At 63.1% G+C, this 17,315-nt stretch carries 17 protein-coding genes; 12 read left to right on the top strand and 5 right to left on the bottom strand.

The genetic code is table 11. The annotated features are described in order from the left end of the window. Together AAGD32_09190 and AAGD32_09195 are read right to left on the bottom strand one after the other, a co-directional pair. Nucleotides 1–1,046, bottom strand: a 1,046-nt coding sequence (locus AAGD32_09190) for a pentapeptide repeat-containing protein (GenBank protein MEM8874421.1), incomplete at its 3' end; no start/stop codon positions are given. A gap of 297 nt (nucleotides 1,047–1,343) precedes the next feature. Then, a complete protein-coding gene (locus AAGD32_09195; protein ID MEM8874422.1) occupies nucleotides 1,344–2,642 on the bottom strand; it encodes a class II aldolase/adducin family protein in 1,299 nt (432 codons plus the stop codon). Between the two features lie 275 nt (nucleotides 2,643–2,917). On the opposite strand from AAGD32_09195, the gene AAGD32_09200 reads away from it, so the two are divergent. Further along, entirely contained in the window at nucleotides 2,918–3,442 is a 525-nt protein-coding gene (locus AAGD32_09200) for a PEP-CTERM sorting domain-containing protein (protein MEM8874423.1), read from the top strand. Between the two features lie 129 nt (nucleotides 3,443–3,571). On the opposite strand, the gene AAGD32_09205 is transcribed toward AAGD32_09200, so the two are convergent. Next, the gene (locus AAGD32_09205; GenBank protein ID MEM8874424.1) at nucleotides 3,572–4,612 is read right to left on the bottom strand and encodes a redoxin family protein; all 1,041 of its coding nucleotides are present in this window, start codon (nucleotides 4,610–4,612) and stop codon (nucleotides 3,572–3,574) included. Nucleotides 4,613–4,792: 180 nt separating this feature from the next. On the opposite strand from AAGD32_09205, the gene AAGD32_09210 reads away from it, so the two are divergent. From AAGD32_09210 to AAGD32_09225, 4 genes are all read left to right on the top strand, one after another. Then, a complete protein-coding gene (locus tag AAGD32_09210; GenBank protein MEM8874425.1) occupies nucleotides 4,793–5,239 on the top strand; it encodes a hypothetical protein in 447 nt (148 codons plus the stop codon). Nucleotides 5,240–5,257: 18 nt separating this feature from the next. Then, nucleotides 5,258–5,656, top strand: coding sequence for a hypothetical protein (locus AAGD32_09215; protein MEM8874426.1), 399 nt, complete (start codon nucleotides 5,258–5,260; stop codon nucleotides 5,654–5,656). After that, the gene (locus tag AAGD32_09220; GenBank protein MEM8874427.1) at nucleotides 5,629–6,012 is read left to right on the top strand and encodes a hypothetical protein; all 384 of its coding nucleotides are present in this window, start codon (nucleotides 5,629–5,631) and stop codon (nucleotides 6,010–6,012) included. The genes AAGD32_09215 and AAGD32_09220 overlap by 28 nt, the downstream gene beginning before the upstream one ends. 67 nt (nucleotides 6,013–6,079) lie before the next feature. After that, complete coding sequence (locus AAGD32_09225) at nucleotides 6,080–6,673, top strand: hypothetical protein (GenBank protein ID MEM8874428.1); 594 nt, start codon at nucleotides 6,080–6,082, stop codon at nucleotides 6,671–6,673. 47 nt (nucleotides 6,674–6,720) lie between these two features. Here AAGD32_09225 and pdxH read toward each other — a convergent pair whose 3' ends face one another. Next, nucleotides 6,721–7,317 (bottom strand): pyridoxamine 5'-phosphate oxidase, encoded by a 597-nt coding sequence (gene pdxH / locus AAGD32_09230; GenBank protein MEM8874429.1) that lies wholly within the window; start codon nucleotides 7,315–7,317, stop codon nucleotides 6,721–6,723. A 67-nt stretch (nucleotides 7,318–7,384) separates the two neighbouring features. Between pdxH and AAGD32_09235 the strand changes: the two genes are divergently transcribed. Together AAGD32_09235 and AAGD32_09240 are read left to right on the top strand one after the other, a co-directional pair. After that, on the top strand, nucleotides 7,385–8,989 hold the full coding sequence (locus tag AAGD32_09235; protein ID MEM8874430.1) for a glycosyl hydrolase: 1,605 nt from the start codon (nucleotides 7,385–7,387) through the stop codon (nucleotides 8,987–8,989). Nucleotides 8,990–9,089: 100 nt separating this feature from the next. Continuing rightward, nucleotides 9,090–9,686: a transposase gene (locus AAGD32_09240; protein ID MEM8874431.1), complete on the top strand. Its 597-nt coding sequence runs from the start codon at nucleotides 9,090–9,092 to the stop codon at nucleotides 9,684–9,686. A 96-nt stretch (nucleotides 9,687–9,782) separates the two neighbouring features. On the opposite strand, the gene glyA is transcribed toward AAGD32_09240, so the two are convergent. Further along, complete coding sequence (gene glyA, locus AAGD32_09245; GenBank protein ID MEM8874432.1) at nucleotides 9,783–11,087, bottom strand: serine hydroxymethyltransferase; 1,305 nt, start codon at nucleotides 11,085–11,087, stop codon at nucleotides 9,783–9,785. A 67-nt stretch (nucleotides 11,088–11,154) separates the two neighbouring features. On the opposite strand from glyA, the gene AAGD32_09250 reads away from it, so the two are divergent. The 5 genes from AAGD32_09250 to AAGD32_09270 all read left to right on the top strand — a co-directional run bounded on the left by AAGD32_09250 (nucleotide 11,155) and on the right by AAGD32_09270 (nucleotide 17,303). After that, on the top strand, nucleotides 11,155–11,814 hold the full coding sequence (locus AAGD32_09250; GenBank protein ID MEM8874433.1) for a hypothetical protein: 660 nt from the start codon (nucleotides 11,155–11,157) through the stop codon (nucleotides 11,812–11,814). Nucleotides 11,815–11,856: 42 nt separating this feature from the next. Further along, nucleotides 11,857–12,597: a prepilin-type N-terminal cleavage/methylation domain-containing protein gene (locus tag AAGD32_09255; protein MEM8874434.1), complete on the top strand. Its 741-nt coding sequence runs from the start codon at nucleotides 11,857–11,859 to the stop codon at nucleotides 12,595–12,597. A gap of 543 nt (nucleotides 12,598–13,140) precedes the next feature. Continuing rightward, nucleotides 13,141–14,010 carry a PEP-CTERM sorting domain-containing protein gene (locus AAGD32_09260; GenBank protein ID MEM8874435.1) on the top strand — a complete coding sequence of 290 codons (870 nt, stop codon included), beginning with the start codon at nucleotides 13,141–13,143 and terminating at the stop codon, nucleotides 14,008–14,010. 176 nt (nucleotides 14,011–14,186) lie between these two features. Continuing rightward, nucleotides 14,187–14,636: a hypothetical protein gene (locus tag AAGD32_09265; protein MEM8874436.1), complete on the top strand. Its 450-nt coding sequence runs from the start codon at nucleotides 14,187–14,189 to the stop codon at nucleotides 14,634–14,636. A gap of 291 nt (nucleotides 14,637–14,927) precedes the next feature. After that, on the top strand, nucleotides 14,928–17,303 hold the full coding sequence (locus AAGD32_09270) for a polysaccharide biosynthesis tyrosine autokinase (protein ID MEM8874437.1): 2,376 nt from the start codon (nucleotides 14,928–14,930) through the stop codon (nucleotides 17,301–17,303). The last annotated feature ends 12 nt before the right edge of the window (nucleotides 17,304–17,315 follow it).

The raw sequence follows: 17,315 nt of genomic DNA on the forward strand, positions 1-17,315 counted from the left end.
CGGAAGAAGACCGACCCGCTGATGTCGGCGGCGTTCATGTTGACGGCCATCGAGCCTGGCTTGGCAAGGACGGTGGCGTTGTCGAAGGCGACTTGCCCGCCGACCTTGGCCCGCAGGTTAACGTATCCGGTGAGGTGGGTGCCATTGCGGAAGAAGACGGACTTGCCTACGTCGGCGCGGCCCATGTCGACGGCCCTTGATCCCGGCTCGGCGATGACGGTGGCATTGTCGAAGTTGACATGCCCGCCGACCTTGGCCCGCAGGTCGACGTATCCGGTGAGGTGGGTGCCGTTCTGAAAGAATACCGTCCCACCGACGTCGGCGGCGTCCATGTTGACCGCCTTCGAGCCCTTGCCGGCGTCCACAACCGCACCACTAAACGTGACACTCATGCCGACTTTCGCTCGGAAGTCGGCGGATCCGGTCAGCTTGGTCGGGCGGCCGTCGATCTCGAACAGCAGCAGGTCACGGCGGATGTCGGCGCCGCGCATCTGCACCGCGACGCCGATCATGAAGTTGCCGAGGTGTTGCAGCAGGCCCGGGGCGGCATCGGGGGGTAGGTCGATGTCGGACCGTTTCTTGATCGTCGCCGTCGCGTGGAGGCCGTCGAGGCGGACTTCGTCTTCGCACGTCAGGCTGGTCAGGTCGATGCCGACGTGGCTGGTGCTGCAGGCGAGATTGAGGCGGCCGGTGACGTGGAGGCGGCGGAAGTCGAGGAACTTGTACACCTTGTCCTCGAACTCGCAGGACCGCAGGCGGCAGTTGCCGTCGATGCGGGCGTCGCGCAGCACCAGGCCCTGCTCGAACGTGCAGGCGTCGACGTTCAGCGAGGCGTCGAAGCGGCTTTCAGCAAGGTCGACCCGGCCGGTGAACGTGATGTTGGCCAACTCGACCGTGACCGGGAACCGTCGCCCGGCCAGGTCGACTGCGTCGTCCACGGCAAAGCCGCCCGGTTGCAGGGCCACCAGCCGGACGATCGTGCGTCCGGCGTTCTTGGCCTTGTCGGCTTCATCGATGAGAAACTGCCCCCAGTCCGATCCATTCATCCGTCACGTCCCCGGTGTTACCCAGCGTTCTACCCGCGGACGTCGGTGACGACCAACAAAAATCCCGTTTCGCAACGCTTTGAGCGGTTGCAAATTGAAGCCGGCGATTGTCGTGCGTGACGCGTCCACAGTCACCGGGGCTTGCCGGTGTTCGACATCGACGCTTCGACTCGGCCGGCGCGGTACTCGGCAAGCGTGCCCTTCAGTTCCCCGATGAGCATCGGCTCGTCGGCGTGGCTGATCGCTTTCTGCTGCAGTTCGATCGTCTTCTCGACGTTGCCCTTCCCCCGGGTCTGATCAGAAAAACGCCGCCTTCAACTCCTCGATTGCCGTATCGTTCATCGGGCTGACCTCGCCGAGCGGGCGGCTGTTGATGATCGCTTCGGCGGTGGTTTCCAGGACTTCCAGGCAATCGAACGCGCTGAGCATGTCCTTGCCGACCGCGAGGACGCCGTCGTTTTCGAGCAGGGCCACGGGCGCGTCGAGGCCGACCGTTTCGGCGACGGTGTCGTGGTCGTGCGTCGCCTGTGCATAGGTCAGACGTTGCACGTCGCGGAGGAAGACGTAGCTCTCGGGGATGATGCGTGAGTCGAGGTGCTCGCCCGCGATGGCGAAGGCGGTGGCGTTGACGCTGTTGGCGTTGATGATCGCGCGGACGCCCGGGTGTTTGCGGTAGATCGCCGCGTGGAGTTTCGTAGCGCGGCTGGGGGTCTTGCCGGCTTCGGCCTTGTCGCCGTCGATGAGCACCGGGTCGGCCACGTTCATCGTGAGCCGGTCGGCGTTGCTCGGCGTGATGACGAACCGGTCGTGGTTGCCGTCGCCGTCGAGCCGGGCCGAGAGCGAGCCTTCGGTGCTGATGAGCAGGCGTTGCTGGTAGCCGCGATGGCAGAAGTCCACGACCTGTTGGCGGGCGTCCTTTTCGTGGACCGTCGCCGGGCCGGGGTCGAACTCGGCCAGCGGCTGCGGGGCGGTCGCACGCTCGGCGATCTGGGCGTCGGTCAGGTAGGTCACCGGCCCGAGATGCCCGGCCTTGATGAGCGTCTTGGCGGTGAACTCGAACGTTTCGAACCGGCCGAACGCCTCAGCAAGCGAGGTGCCGCCGACGACCACGCCATGGTTTTCGAGGACGACCGCGTCGTGGCCGTCGGCGAAGGTGTTGGCGATCACGTCGCCGAGCGCCTTGGAGCCGGGCAGTGCGTACGGCGCGAAGCCCGGCTTGCCGCAAGTGTACCAGCTCTTCGCGAACAGCCGCGTGTCCGGCACCTGTTTGCTCACGCTGAAGGCGACGAGCGCGACGGGGTGCGCGTGGACGATCGCCCGCAGGTCGGGCCGGGCCTGGTAGATCGCCTTGTGGAACGGCAGCTCGCTCGACGGTGGGTGCGGGCCGTGGGCCTGACCATCGCTATCGACGCGGATCATGTCGTCGCGGCGGAGGTTGCCCTTGTCGACGCGGGCCGGGGTGATCCAGATGTCGCCGTTGGTGTCGCGGACGCTGATGTTGCCGCCGGACGTGGTGGTCATGCGGTAGCGGTAGATGCGTTGCATGGTGCGCATCAGCGCGTCGCGCGGGTGGAGCAGTTCGCGTGCGAAAGTCATATAGGCAACATAGCCGCCGCCAAAAGTGAGGCGTTTGGCGACGTGCGACAGTTGGACATGGCTGAGCTTCCGTCGTGAAAACCGACTCGAGCGCTCGCGGTTTCTTCGTGCGCCATGTGAAGGTAAGTCGCATTTAAATAGATACTTATGTCAATGTTGTCGTCGAACTTAATCAAATTCAAACCGTTATGCGCGCGTTCGTTCGCTAGCTTCAAAGCGGAGGTCGAGGGACGTCCTCGGCACACGTTTGTACGAGTTTTGGAGAAACGAGAAACATGAAGAAGAACGCGATTTTCTGCGCGGCGGCCATGCTCGCCTGCGCCGGGGTGTCTTACGGCCAAACGATCCTGACAGTTAACGTGAGCGATCCCTCGGCGGTCGTGTTTGCCGCCACGGGCGAACCTGCCGCACTGGATGTGACTGATGCGGTCGTGTCGCTGACGTTGCTGGACTTTGAGACTGGCGCCGGCTTCGATTCACTGGGCGGTCCCGGGCTCTCGGCTGACGGTGCTGACCCGTTCGCCTTCGGAATCAATGGTGGCACGATGTCTTATGTGCTTGGCAGTAGCGCACCGCCGACGGCTAACTACTCCACCACGTCTCCCGCGTTGACCGGGTCGGCTATCGCCGATTTGTCTGACACGGGTTTCCCTGCGGTCGGTACGGTTGCCGACATTCAGATCGCCGTGAGTGGTGAAGGTTTTGTCGTCGATCAGTACGCGGTTGTCGTTCCAGAGCCGACCAGCGCGTTGGCGCTGTTTGGTACCGCAGGCCTGCTCGGAATCCGACGTCGGCGTTAGCCGAGCCGGACGAAACTCACACAATGCACAGAAGCAATATCCCCCGTCGCATGATTCATGCGACGGGGGATATGTTCGTTACTCAGCCTGCATCCGCTAAGCCGCTTGATGCGGACCGGAGCGCGTTGTTTACTGGCCTGCACGGTACTCGTCGAGCGACTTCTTCAGTTCGGCCATCAGGGCGGGTTCGTCGTTGACCTCGATGGCTTTCTGCTGAAACTCGATCGCTTTGTCGGTGTGGCCCATGCGGTAGTGAACGCGGGCGACGTTGTCGAGAATGCCGGCGTCGCCGTGGTTGGTCAACTCGTTGGCCTTCTCGGCAGCGGTCAGGGCGACGTCGAAGTCCGGGTTCTTGAACAGGCTGTCGGGCGCGACCATGGTCCACGCGACTTCGTTGAGCACCTGCGGATCGTCGGAGCTGTCGGCCAAACCGGCGGCGATGACGTTGGCCTCGGCTTCGCGATTGTTCTCGGCGAGCAGCGCCATCTTGAACACGCCGATCCGCGGTGCCATGTCGGGCGAGAGCACTTCGAGTTCGGCGAAGTGGGCGAGGGCGCCGTCGATGTCACCGGCCTGCAATGCCTGGCCGATCTCTTGGTTCAGAGCGTCCAACTGCTCGGCCTTGGCGGCTTCGGCGGCGGCGTCGAAGTTGCCGGCGACGATCTTTTCCAGCGGGCCGTCCATCGCCATCGGGTGACCGATCCACGCGACGATGCCTTGCTGGTCGATGATGATCGAGCAGGGGATGCCGTTCTGACCGGCGGCGCGGAGCCAGGTCGTGGCCATCGCGCCCTCCGGGTCGGCCGACTTGTCGTCGAGCGCAACGCGGTAATCCATCTCGTCGCCCATGCGTTGCACGAACGGTGCCGGTGCGCTGTCGTCCTGTTCCCAGACGTTCTGGCCGATCATGACGACATCGTCGCCGTAGTGCTGCTGAAGTTTGGTCACATGCGGAATGGCCTGGATGCACGGCCCGCACCACGTCGCCCAGAACTCTAGGACGTACACGGTGCCTTCCTCGAACTCGGTGACGGGCTCGCCCTTGAGATACTCACCCTGCTGCAACGGCGGCGCGGGATCGCCGACTTTGAGGGTGACTGCTTGAGCGAATGCCGTGATCGCCAACGCGAACGTAAGAAGGACCGCGAGAAAGGTGATGTAAGTTTTCATTATGGCTCCGGTGTGGGTCGGTGTGACGCTACCAGATAGCGTGTCGGTGCACGACCGAAAATCTCCGGCATCGTCGCCTAACTGCCCGACGTCGGTCAGCGCGGTGTCCTCGGCATCAACCCTGCAACGAGCTCGCGGAAGCTAACCGTGTCCGTTTTTCCAGTTAGCCCATGTTCGATTTTGTCCTACCTGTTCGGGGGATTGACGACTGTAAGGCCGGTAAAGATGACTCATGGTATGATGCAAGGACTCGAAGCACTCGAAAATCGCCGTCTTCTCACCGCCGCCGCCATTCTCGTTGAAGCCGCCGATGCGGTTGTCACCGAGGGTGAGGTGATCGAGATCGAAATCACACGCACGGGAGACTTGAACGAAGCCCTCACCCTTGAGGTGGACTTTGACGGCACGGCCACGCCCGGCCAAGATACGCAGATCCCCAGTGGAACTGTGTCATTCGCACCCGGCGAGGATTCGACGACTTACTCGCTCGCCTCATTGCCCGATGACGTCACCGAGGGTGATGGGGAAGGGGAGCAGCTTGTGGCTCGTGTCGGTGAACGCGTGGACGCCGAAACCCTTGTGTATAAAGGCGAAACCACCGTGAAGATCGAGGATTTGGTCGCTTAGCCGGGTGATGATGCGGGTGTGACACCGATTCCCGCAGGGCCGGCTGATGGCGGTCCGATTGATCCGGGCGGAGCAGGCATCGACAATGCCCAAGCGTTCAGAGAGCGCACGCGCCAACGCTTGATCCATGAGGAAGGTTTAGGGCATGAAGCCTACGGGGACACCAAGGGCAATGCGACGATCGGCATTGGTCATCACTTCAATGACAGAAGCCACCAAACCTTGGAAGACGTGACGGGCAATCCTTACACCGATTACCTGCCCCCACTCAAGCGGACGACGACGGAAATCTCATTCTCGATGAAGACGGTGACCCCATTTACGACTGGAGTGTTGACCCGGAACGCACCCTTACACAAGACCAGATCGAGGAGTTATTCTCGCGTGACTTGCAGCTTCACATCGATCGTGCGCTAGCAGCCGTGCCGAACTTGGCTAATCTGCTGGCGGGCGTGCAAGAGGCTGTCGTCGATTTTGTCTTTAACAACGGCAGTATGGCGAACTTCCCGAGCATGGCCGCCGCATTGCGTGACGGAAGACTACGCGATGCGGCTTGGCAGATGAGCCATCGCAACGGTGATCGTGACTCGGAGAAATCAAGGTACTTCCAGTACTTTGAAGGTGAAAAGGATGAGAATGGCAACTGGACCCGCCGTCCGAACGATCGTGCCCGCGATAATGTCGCAGCCTTGAACGAGGCGGCGACCGCCAACGGTGAACCCCCGAAGTGGGGCTACTGGAACGATGTCGATGACCAAGACCCACAGGGTTAGGATCGGCGGGAATTAACATAGCACTTAACGGCCCGGCCGCCATCTGATCCGAGCGAGGAACCATCGCATGATCGCTATCTGCGCGTTTTTGTTGTTCTCGGTGGCACCAGTCGATCACGACGGCAAAGACCAACGCGCCGCGTTGGTCGAAGACGTTTTGGACGATTTCATCATCGACGACGAGCCGATTCACCCGATGGTCATCGAGCCTTTCATGCCCACTATGAAGGGTGGGGCACCGAAGGTGTTGAGCGTATCGCTCGATACGTCACTGCACCTCACATCATGGCTGGACGAGCCCGTGTCTGATTCAATGCGGCCGGCTTACTTGATTTACAGCCAGACGAGCGATTTGGAACGACTAACCATCTGGTACGACCACATTGGAGTGCTTTCAGACAACCGCGTCGTCTTGCGGGCAGCCATCAATCACGGTGGCACAATGACCATCGTCAAGACACTTATCCTGCGCGTTGTGACCGTCGAGGCCATCGTCGAAGGCGATGGTCCCGAGGTGATCGTTGCCTTGGAAAAGGTGCTGCCGCTCGACCATTTCGGTTCCAGTGTCGAGATTGCCGGCGACGTCGTCACGGTCACTCGGCCGAGCGAGGGGGCGGGTTCTGTCACATCGACATACGACCTTTCGCGCAGCGAGAAGTAATGACGGTCGTTTTAACCGGTGTTGAAAAGAACGCAGGCATGTCCCGTTCACGGCTGCAAAAGACCCATTTCCCAGCCCTCGTCGGTCTTGGTGAAGCGTTCGCGGTGGTGGATGCGGTACTCGCCATCGTGCCAGATTTCGACTTCGTCGGCGAGGATGCGGTAGCCGCCCCAGTGCGGGGGGCGGGGGATCTGTTTGACGCCTTCGAACCGCCGGGTCTGTTCGGCGACGGCGTCGAGCAGGGTCTGTCGGTTCTCGAGCGGGCGGGATTGGTCGGAGGCCCACGCACCGATCTGGCTGCCGCGCGGCCGGGTGGCGAAGTACGCATCGTTCTCCGCGTCGAGCAGGGGTTCGACCGGGCCGGCGAGTTGGACCTGCTTGAGCGTGTGGTGCCAGTAGACGCATAACACCGCACGCGGGTTGGCCGCGAGGTCGAGCGACTTGGCCGATTGCTTGTTGGTGAAGAACGTCACCGCGTCGGGCGTGACATCCTTGACCAGGACCGTCCGCGCCCACGGTCGGCCGTCGGCATCGACGGTGCAGAGCGTCACGGCGTTTTCGAGAATGCCGCCGATTTTCGCGGCGTCGGCCATCAACTCGGCGAATCGTTCGAGCGGATTCATGGGCCAAGCGTAACGACTCATCGGTCGATTACCCTGCGACAACCACGACCGCCACGACCATGCGTGGCCGCGCTATCGTCATTGCCGCATGTACACCGACTTCGGCTTTCTTCGCAAAAACGTCGGCGACGTCGACGTGCTGTACCACGACGGCCAGTACCACCTCTTCCATCTGGTCCTGCCCAACCACGACTTCATCGCCCACGCCGTCTCCGAGGATGCGTTCAACTGGCGGCGGGTCGACAACGCGCTGTTCATCGGCAATCCGGGCGCGTGGGACGACGACATGCTCTGGACCATGCACGTGAGCATCGACCCGGTCTGCTTTGGCACCGACACGCTCCGTTGGCGGATGTTCTACACCGGGCTCTCGCGCCGCGACCATGGTTACGTCCAACGCGTCGGGCTTGCGGTGAGCGAGGACCTGCATCACTGGGAAAAGGTGCCGGTGAACTGGCCGCCCGACGAACGCCGCAACGGTGGTAGCGCGGCCGATGCCGACAGTTGCTTTCCGCTGTGCGCGCAAGAGCCGTATTATGAGGATTCGTTGGACGAAGGTCGCCGTTGGGTGAGCTGGCGTGACCCGTTTTTCTTTTCGGATGCGGGCAAGAGCTATTTGCTGACATCGGCGCGGGTGCCGGACGGCCCGGTGATCCGCCGGGGATGCGTGGGGCTGAGCGAGGAGGTCGAGCCGGGCCGGTTCGAGCTTCGACCACCGTTGTACCACCCGCGGATCTACGACGACGTCGAGGTGCCGGGCCTGGTCAAGATCGAGGACCGGTACTACTTGATCGGCAGCATCCGCGAAGACGTGAAAGTGCGTTACTGGTACGCCGACTCGCTCGAAGGTCCGTGGCGGAACTTCTTCGACAACGTGCTGCTGCCGCAGGGCAACTACGCAGCGCGAGTCGGTTACGACGACAAGGGCCCGCTCGTGTGGAACTTCTTCACCGTTGGCAGCGACCGATTGCGGGCCCGCAACCTGATGCCACCGCCCAAGCGGTTGACCGTCGCCGAAGACGGCCGGCTCAAGCTCGCGCCCTACGAGGGGTTCGACAAGCAGGTGCGGCAGACGATGACGTGTCACGAGCTCACGCCGTTCGAACCGCTCGTCGACAATCCACACGCGTGTGCCACCCTCGATGACGGCTACGCGACCTTCGACTCCGACGGTGGTTTCGAGGCGTTCCTGCTGAGCGAAACCGTCGACTGCTTCCGTCTCAAGGCCAAGCTCCATCTTGAAGGTCGCGGCAAGTGTGGGTTCATCTTCCGCACCAACCCCGATACGTCCAATGGCTACCACCTCTCGCTCGACCTGATCAAAGGCGTTGCACAGCTTCGCGCGTGGGGCGCTTACGAGGGGGGGACCGACGAGAACGCGTTTCGCTTCGAAACGTTGCAGGCCGGCTATTGGCTCAGCGACGCCGGCGGGCCGTGGGAGGTCGAGTTGCTCGCGTTCGGGAGCTACATCGAGTTCAGCGTCAACGGGTACGTCCTGCTGACGCTCGCGGATGACACCTACACCCGCGGCCGGGTGGGTTTGTACGTGGAGACGGCGCTACTCCGGGCCGAAGGACTCACCGTCGAAAAGCTCCAAAGCCCGCGCCGCCCGACCGACATGCTCACCAACCAGCACAGCCCCATCCCCGCCCCGGGCACCGGCATCGGCAGCAACGCCGGCGTGTCGGCGTGAGCACGGGCGGCTGCGCCGCACCGCTACACAGTTTCTTCAGCGATGAGAATGTTTGCGTAGCGGTGCGACGAAGTCGCCCGTGTGCGGTACGTTCCGCTGCATGGTCATCGCGTACCACCTGATCCTCACGGCGTACGGCTTCTGGTTGCCGAACGACCCACGCGGATCGTGGTCGACGTTCGTGCGATCGTTTGCGCTGTACCGCGCGGGTGGCCCGGCGACGAAGACCGAGACGCCGCGCTCTGTCGCGAACGTCAAGCATGACCGCGCCGCCCGAGAACTTGCGAAGACCGCGTTGAAATACCCGCCGGTCACTTTCAACGGCGAGCAGGCCCGCGAAGTCATGCGTGGCATCGGCGATTACGTCGAGAAGAACCGTCGCCCCGTCCACGCCGCGGCGGTGATGCCGGATCATGTGCATTTGTTGGCGGGGTGTTGCGAGCACGATGTCGAGACCGTCGCGGATCAACTCAAGGAACGGGCGACGACGTTTCTCAATCGTGCGGGGATCAATCCGATGAAGCCGTTCGCAAATCGCCGCGGTCGTATCCCGACACCATGGGCGCGGGGGCAATGGGTCGTTTATCTGAATGACGTCGACGACATCGACCGAGTCACGGGGTACATCGAATCAAACCCGGTTAAAGCGGGCCACAAACCGCAGCGGTATTCGTGGATCGTGCCCTTCACCGAATGACCCAGGTGCGACTTTGTCGCGTCCGCTAAACGATGATTGCGATATGCAGTCGATCGTTTAGCGGACGCGACGAAGTCGCCCGTGTGCGTGTCCGTGTCAGTGCGGCATCGCGAAGCCGCTTGCGAAGTCGGCGACTTCTTCGCGGATGGTGGCGAGCTTGGCGTCGTCGCCTCCGCTGCGGAGGGCGGCGTCGATGAAGTCGGCGACGGTGGCGAAGTCGTCCTCGACGAGGCCGCGCGTGGTGAGGGCGGGGGTGCCGATGCGGATGCCGCTGGTTTGGAACGGCGATCGCGTTTCGTTGGGCACGGTGTTCATGTTGGCGATGATGCCGGCATCTTCGAGCCAACCGGCCGCGACCTTGCCGGTGAGTTCGGCGTCGGTGGCGCGCAGGTCGATCAGCAGCAGATGGTTGTCGGTGCCACCGCTGGCGAGCTTGTAGCCCTTGCCGACAAGTTCCGTCGCGAGCCGCTTGGCGTTGGCGACGACTTGGGCGGCGTAGTCCTTGAACTCCGGCCGAAGTGCCTCGCCGAACGCGACGGCCTTCGCCGCGATGACGTGCATGAGCGGCCCGCCCTGGCTACCGGGGAACACCGCCCGGTTGAAGCTCTTGGCCAACTCTTCGTCGTTCGTCAGGATCAACCCGCCACGCGCCCCACGCAGCGTCTTGTGCGTCGTCGTCGTCACCACATGGCAATGCGGGAACGGCGACGGATGCGCCCCGCCGGCAACCAGCCCCGCGATGTGTGCGATGTCCGCCCACAGGATCGCCCCGTGCCGATCGGCAATCTCGCGGAACTTCGCGAAGTCGATCACCCGCGGATACGCCGAGTAACCACACATCAGCACCTTCGGCTTGTGCTCGGCGCAGACCGCTTCGACCGTGTCGTAATCGATGTGCCCGAAGTCCGGCTTCGACTCATCCAGCACCAGGTCATAGGTGACCGGGTTGAGCCACTTGCCGGAGATGTTCACCGGCGAGCCGTGCGTGAGGTGCCCGCCCTTGGAGAGGTCGATCGCGGCGAAGGTGTCGTGCGGCTCGAGCAGGGCGAGCTGCACGGCGATGTTGGCCGAGGCCCCCGAGTGCGGTTGGACATTGGCAAAGCCGCAACCGAAGAGCTCCTTTGCCCGCTCGATCGCGAGGTTCTCGACGGTGTCGTAGTGCTCGCAGCCGGAGTAGTACCGTTTGCCGGGGTAGCCCTCGCAGTACTTGTTGGTCAGGCACGACCCCTGTGCGGCCATCACGGCGGGCGAGGCGTGGTTTTCGCTGGCGATCATCTCCAGCGTGGACGCCTGCCGGTCCTGCTCGGCCTCGATCAGGCGGGCGATCTCGGGGTCCGCGGCGGCAACGGTATCGATGCCGGCTTGGAGGGCGGTCGTGAGCGGCGTGTCGGCGAGCGTCATGGTCAATGATCGTATCGCGCGAAATAATCCGGGACAGCCGGGCGTTTCACTTGTTGGAGACCTCGTCATGAATCAATCGGACATCAAGTTTGCCGCCCCGAGCCCGGAAAAGAAGGCCCGCCAACGTCGTAACGCCATCGCCGGAGCCGCGGTGGCGGTGCTGGTCGTGGGGGCGGCGGCGTGGGCGTTTTGGCCGACGCCGGATGTGCCGACCGTGGCCAAGGACCGTGACGAGTTCCGCGAACTGCCCAAGGAAGAACGCCGGGCCGCGATTGAGGAGCTGGGCGAGACCGTTCCCGAGCGGATGGAAAAGATCCGCGAGATCGAGGATCCGCAAGCCCGTCGGGCCGCCGTGCGGAACATGTTTCGCGAGGAGATGCAAAAGCGTCAGGATGCCTACTTCGCCGCCCCGCCCGAGGAGCGGGAATCGGTGCTCGACGCCCAGCTCGACGAGTTTTTGGAGATGCGCGAAGAGCGCCAGCGTCGTCGGGAAGAGGCGCAGGCCAACGGCGAAGCCCGGCCCGAGCGGGGGCCGGGCGAACGCGGTGAGCGGGATCGTGCCCGTGAAGGCGGTCGGCGTGGCGGCGGGGCAAACAACCCGGCGGCTCGCGCCCAACGGGCCGAATACATGGCCGCCATGCGTCAACGGGCTCAGGAACGCGGTATCGAAATGCCCGGCCGGGGCGGTTTCGGCGGGCGCCGCGGCGGCCCGGGCGGTGGCCGGTAGCTTGGCCGCGAGACTCCAGATTCCCTCACCAACGGACACCCCATGTCTTCCTTGACGAAACGCCAACGTGGGTTCTCGCTCGTCGAACTGCTGGTCGTGATCGGCATCATCGCGCTGCTGATCTCGATCTTGCTGCCGACGCTCAGCAATGTTCGTCGGTCCGCACGCCAGGTCGCTTGTGCGGCCCAACTGCGTGACATCGGGCTCGCTTTCGTCATGTATCTCGAAGACGGCGATCAACGCGTGCCTCGGGTCAACCCGTTGCCGAGCTACGGTCGGGAGGCGGGCACACCGATCAATGCCTACCCCAGCATTTACGAGGTGCTAGCCCCGTACACGGCCGGTTATCTGAACCAAGACGACACGCTCCTGCAGTCCGGCGAGGTCTGGCGGTGTCCGGCCGACTTCATCACGGAACAGGTCGATCCCGATCTGATCCCCACCGATGTCGAGACCTATTTCGAGCGTGAGGGTGGCAGTTATGCCTACAACGAGTTTCTCAACGCTTTTTCGCAGGACGACGACGGCACGCACCGACGCTGGCAAATGGCCCTCGCGGACATCGAAAAGCGTCGCAACCGTCCGCCGTCGGAACTGCGGCTGATGAACGATTTCGAGACGTTCCACGCCGATCGGTCGTTCCTGGTCGACCTGATCTCGGGCACCAGCGTGAACGAGAACCCCGAAGCGACCCGGCGGGGGGCCAACATTCTCTTTGCCGACTGGCATGTGGACAACGAACGGCCGCAGCGTCGGTCGGGTCCGGCGGGCAGTTCCGGATGAATTTTCTCGGCTGAGCGAAAAATCACTTTGACGCTGCTCGTAGCAGTCGGTAGGTTTTGGCTGGAGAGCGGCAGGAAAGCCGTTCCGGAGAGAATTTCGGAGAGACGACGCCGGCGATCCAGCCGGGCCCCATGACATCAAACCCGTTTGCTTCTCGGTGATCGTGATTCACGTTTCACATGAGAGACCGCGACCCCGCTTACGGGTCGGCAATCGGGATTCGATGCGTGTGGGCCTGACAGGATCGCCGGCGTTGCGTTGTTACGCAGGTCCGAAGGGCCTGGAAAGTCACGCCGGTAAGGCCGGGGTGGCAACGGAGAGGCGGTGCGGTGCGACGTACGCATCGTTCCGGGGCTAACGGGAATGGTCGGCCGAGAGGCCGTTTCGCTCCCGGGGTCCGAATGAGAAAACGAGTTCGGGCAAGCCGGTGTGTCAAATGTCGGTCCGATGCCCGGGGTGATTCCGCCCCTGAGGGGGGCAACATTCGTTCGACGACGAGTTTCGATGAGGCTTGCCGGGCGAGAGGGTTCGAAAATGATCAACATGACCAAAATCGCCGCCGCAGCGGCCGCAGTGACACTTTCCATAGGTTCCGCCGCCTCCGCCCAAGTCATTTATGACTCCGAGGGTTTCGAGGCACCGGACTTCGTGTTCGGCAACGTCGTCGGTCAGACCGGCGGTTCGCCCGACGCGACCTGGGTCGAATCCGTCGCCGGCGTTCCGCCGACGGCCGTCGTTCAGGGCAGTGTCTTCCGGGAAGGCTCGCAGGCCCTGCAACTCGACCGCAACGGTGATGGCAGCGGTCTTTTCGGCCCCAGCGGCATTTCCGTGCCGATCACCGACCCGTCCAACACCCAACGCTTCGTCGGGATGACTTGGGACATGACCGTCGAGGACGTCGGTGACGGCCTCACCGGCCCGTTCTTCGGTGCCTCGCTCGCCGTGAGCCTTGGCGGCGCGCCCACCACGATCAGCTTCGGCGTCGATGCGTCCGACCCGTTCGGGAGCGGCACGGGCGAAGTCGGTTACTTCTTCGCCGGCGGGAACTTCGTCGCCATCACCGGTAGCGATGGCTTGGCCATCGAAGTGCCGCTGAGCGACAGCGACTGGTTCACCTACACCATCCGCATCGACGCGGATGCCGGTGCGACAGGTACCGTGACGTTTTTGCTGGGCGATGGCGTCGCGACGCCGTTGGCGTCGGGCCCGGTTGCACTGCCGGACGAACTGACCCTGCTGACGACCGGCGTGGTGACCACCAGCGACATCATCGGCGGTCCTGACGGCGACGATCAGATCGGGACGGCGTTCTACGACGCGTTCTCGATCGAAATCGAGGCCATTCCCGAGCCCACCAGCATGGCTTTGCTGGGCACCCTCGGGCTGGGTTTGATCCGCCGTCGTCGCGTTTGAGCGGCGTTTCGTCGCGGGGTCGATCGGTGGAAACGCGAAAAATCTGGATTTTTTCCATATCTCCAGCGTCGACAACGCGATACTCTGCGTATCCACGGAAGGATTTCACAGTCCCATCATCGCCATATCGGCGGAGATGATCGTTGCCGGGGGGAGTCCACGGCAAGGCAACCCGTTTGGAACTTATTGCGGCCCAGGCGTTTGAGGAGGCGACCGGCCGGGAAGAAAACAACATGTACGACGAAACATCTAACTCAACGCGTACTTACGCCAAGTCCACGGCTTGGGTGTGGTTGAGTGCCCCGGCGGTCGCCGTGGTTGCAGGGCTGGGCATCGCCTCGTTCGGTACCACCGATATCGACCGCCCCGCAGACTCCGCGTTCCTCGAAGCGGTCAACGGAGACACCAGTTTTGACCCATACGCCTTGGAGCGTGTGGCCATCGACGTAACGGCCGAAGACAAAGTTGGTTTCGGTGGCGGCTCGGCGACGTCCGGCGGCGATGCCGCAGGCTTGTTCGCACCGGTCGGCGGTGGCGGGATTTTCCTCCCGCCGTTCTCCGAGCGATTCCCGCGCCCGCGAAGCCCGTTCGCTCCGCCGCTCCCCGGGACCGGTCCGTTCGGCTAATGAGTGGGTCCGACCAACGGACGCCATGCAACGAACTCTTCGAACCGGTCGCCCGAGGCGGTCGGTTCGTTTTGTGTTAAGACCGCGTAAGTATTGCGCGTCGCTCATTTGTGCCAGTTTCTATTGCGTCATTGGCGTTTGGCTGTCATGGTGAATGTCGCCAACGCCCGGCCTAAAACTCCGTAGCTCCATGCACCGAGCTTCCGATCTGCCCAGCACCATGCGGTGCGTCGCGATCAAGCTCGGACAACACCTCTGTAACAACCACGTATTGATCTGGAAGTAATGGCGATGACTGAAAATGGTGCTTCCCACCACGACGGTGGCGACGACGTAACGGCCGTCTCCAGCTCGGCGATTCGGCAACTCGGTGGCCGCGCCGAGACGGTGCCCGTCCGCACCCGACGCGGCGGATCGCTCGACGATCCGTCGGCCCGTTACGCGGGTCACGACTTCGTTTACAGCCAGCCGACCGACAACGACGGCGGACCCCAGATCAACATCGTCGCCATGCTCTGGCGTCGTCGCTGGATCATTCTGCTTTGCCTGTTGCTCGGCGTCGGCGGGTCGGTCTGGTACCTGAGCCAAGCGCAGACGATTTACCGTTCCACGGCCACCGTGCAGGTGTCTCCGATCACGCCGCGTCTGGTCGGCGAGGGGATCGGCGGCGCGAGCAGCCGGAACTACCTCAACACCGAGGTGATGGTGATGCAGTCGTCGTCGATGCTGCAGGCCGTGATCCGCAAGCCGGGGCTTCTCGAAGGGCCGTCGATCAAGTCGACCGAGACCCCTGCTGCGACCGTCGCGGGCATGCTGACCGTCGAACCCGACGACAAGTCCGACGCGATCTTCATCATCGCCGAAGGCACCGATAAGAACGACACGCAGGACGTCGCCAACGCGCTGCTCGAAGCCTACCTCCAGGAAAGTCGGGTCGGTGCGCAGAGCAAGTCCGAGGAGTTCCAGAAGATCCTCGGCGATGCCATCGCGGCGAGTGACCAGGAGTTGGAGGAGATTCACCAGCGCAAGATCGAGATGAGCCGAAAGGTCGGCACGCTCGACAGCGAAGCGGGCAACATCCTTGTCAGCCAACTCGCGACGCTCGAAATCGAGATCAACGAAGCGTTCACGCAACTGCTCGATCTCGAAGTGCTGCTCACGCAGATCGAGCAGGCCGGTGAGGATCAGGGGTTGCTGCGGGCACTGCTGCCGATCGCCGACACGCGGAACGATGACCTCTGGGGTTCGCTGCGGACACTCGAACGCGAACGTCAACTGCTTTCGCTACGGCTCGGCGAGAAGAACAAGCAGGTCGAACAACTCGACACCCGAATCGGACTGCTCCGCAACGAACTCGAAGGCATCGATCAGTCGGCGATGGAGAATGCGATCCGCGCGTTGCAAGTTCGGTACGAAGGTGCCAAGGCACGTTACGAGTCGTTGCAAACCGCTTACGACGAACGTCTGACCGACGCGTTCGATGCGAACGAGGAGCGTGCCGAGTACCAACGACTCCTTGCCAAGGAACGCCGCGAGAACGCCGAGCAAGACATCCTTCTTTCGCGCTTGCAGGACATCGATGTCAACGCCGAAGTCAGCGGCATGAACATCAAGCCGATCGAGCTTGCCGGCAAGGGCGTCGCGGTGGCTCCGGTCAAGCCCCAAGTTCTGGCGATGGGCCTGGTGTTGGGCACCATGCTCGGGATGGGTTTGGCGTTCCTGCTCGAATGGGCGGACCCGCGGATTCGGGATGCCGAGGAGATTCAGCAGCTGCTCGATGTCTCGGTCCTCGGTGCGGTGCCGGCGCTCGACAAGCGCAGCGGCCACCACGAGAAAGCCCTGCACGTTTCTCATCAGCCCACCACCGAGGCGTCCGAAGCGTTCCGCGACATTCGCACCGTCGTGTTCTTCGAGCTCGGCCTGAGCAGTCCCGGCACTCGCGTTGAGCGGGCCGACGGGCCGCGTGCGTTGCCGGGCGTCGTCAACGGCCAGGTGATCTTGGTGACCAGCCCGCTCAGCGGTGACGGCAAGACGACGACCGCGTGCAATCTCGCCGCCGCCATCGCCGACAGCGGCCGGAAGACCATCCTCCTTGATGCCGACTGCCGCCGTCCGAGCGTGTGTCGCTACCTCGAGGTGGATGCCAGCCAGGGTTTGACCAACGTCCTCGGCGTCGAGTCGCCCGATCTGTCGCTCGACAAGGCGATCCAGAACACGTCGGTCGCCAACCTTGACGTGTTGCCGTGTGGCCCGGTGCCCGACCGACCGGCGGAAATGCTCAACGGTGCCGACTTCTGCGAAACGATGGAAACGCTCCGCGAGAAGTACGACGTGATCGTCGTTGATTCGCCGCCGGTGTTGCCGGTCACCGATGCACGGGTGCTTTCCGACAAGGCCGACGCGACGATCCTCGTGCTCCGCGCCGGGACCAGCACGCGCCGCTCGGCTCAACACGCGGTTGACTCGCTGTTGCGTGTGAACGCCCGACTCGCCGGCGTGGTCGTCAACGGCGTGCCGGTCAAGAAGAAAGCTTTCGGCGGCTACAGCAAGGGGAACTATGGCTACGACTACCGTCACAGCTACAAGTCCGATCGGCCCGATCGAAACAACGGCTCGGCGAACGGTGCGTCGCGCGGCGGTGACAAGCTCCTCGCCGATGATGCTTAACGGCGATGTCGC

This window comes from Planctomycetota bacterium (genome assembly GCA_039182125.1).
GTDB lineage: Bacteria > Planctomycetota > Phycisphaerae > Tepidisphaerales > Tepidisphaeraceae > JBCDCH01.

What these genes read in the sequence shown, in the direction of transcription:
- AAGD32_09205 (MEM8874424.1), bottom strand. Translation starts at nt 4,612, where the DNA reads ATGAAAACTTACATCACCTTTCTCGCGGTCCTTCTTACGTTCGCGTTG.
- pdxH (MEM8874429.1), bottom strand. Translation starts at nt 7,317, where the DNA reads ATGAGTCGTTACGCTTGGCCCATGAATCCGCTCGAACGATTCGCCGAG.
- AAGD32_09255 (MEM8874434.1), top strand. Translation starts at nt 11,857, where the DNA reads ATGTCTTCCTTGACGAAACGCCAACGTGGGTTCTCGCTCGTCGAACTG.
- AAGD32_09235 (MEM8874430.1), top strand. Translation starts at nt 7,385, where the DNA reads ATGTACACCGACTTCGGCTTTCTTCGCAAAAACGTCGGCGACGTCGAC.
- AAGD32_09240 (MEM8874431.1), top strand. Translation starts at nt 9,090, where the DNA reads ATGGTCATCGCGTACCACCTGATCCTCACGGCGTACGGCTTCTGGTTG.
- AAGD32_09270 (MEM8874437.1), top strand. Translation starts at nt 14,928, where the DNA reads ATGACTGAAAATGGTGCTTCCCACCACGACGGTGGCGACGACGTAACG.
- glyA (MEM8874432.1), bottom strand. Translation starts at nt 11,087, where the DNA reads ATGACGCTCGCCGACACGCCGCTCACGACCGCCCTCCAAGCCGGCATC.
- AAGD32_09200 (MEM8874423.1), top strand. Translation starts at nt 2,918, where the DNA reads ATGAAGAAGAACGCGATTTTCTGCGCGGCGGCCATGCTCGCCTGCGCC.
- AAGD32_09250 (MEM8874433.1), top strand. Translation starts at nt 11,155, where the DNA reads ATGAATCAATCGGACATCAAGTTTGCCGCCCCGAGCCCGGAAAAGAAG.
- AAGD32_09260 (MEM8874435.1), top strand. Translation starts at nt 13,141, where the DNA reads ATGACCAAAATCGCCGCCGCAGCGGCCGCAGTGACACTTTCCATAGGT.
- AAGD32_09195 (MEM8874422.1), bottom strand. Translation starts at nt 2,642, where the DNA reads ATGACTTTCGCACGCGAACTGCTCCACCCGCGCGACGCGCTGATGCGC.
- AAGD32_09225 (MEM8874428.1), top strand. Translation starts at nt 6,080, where the DNA reads ATGATCGCTATCTGCGCGTTTTTGTTGTTCTCGGTGGCACCAGTCGAT.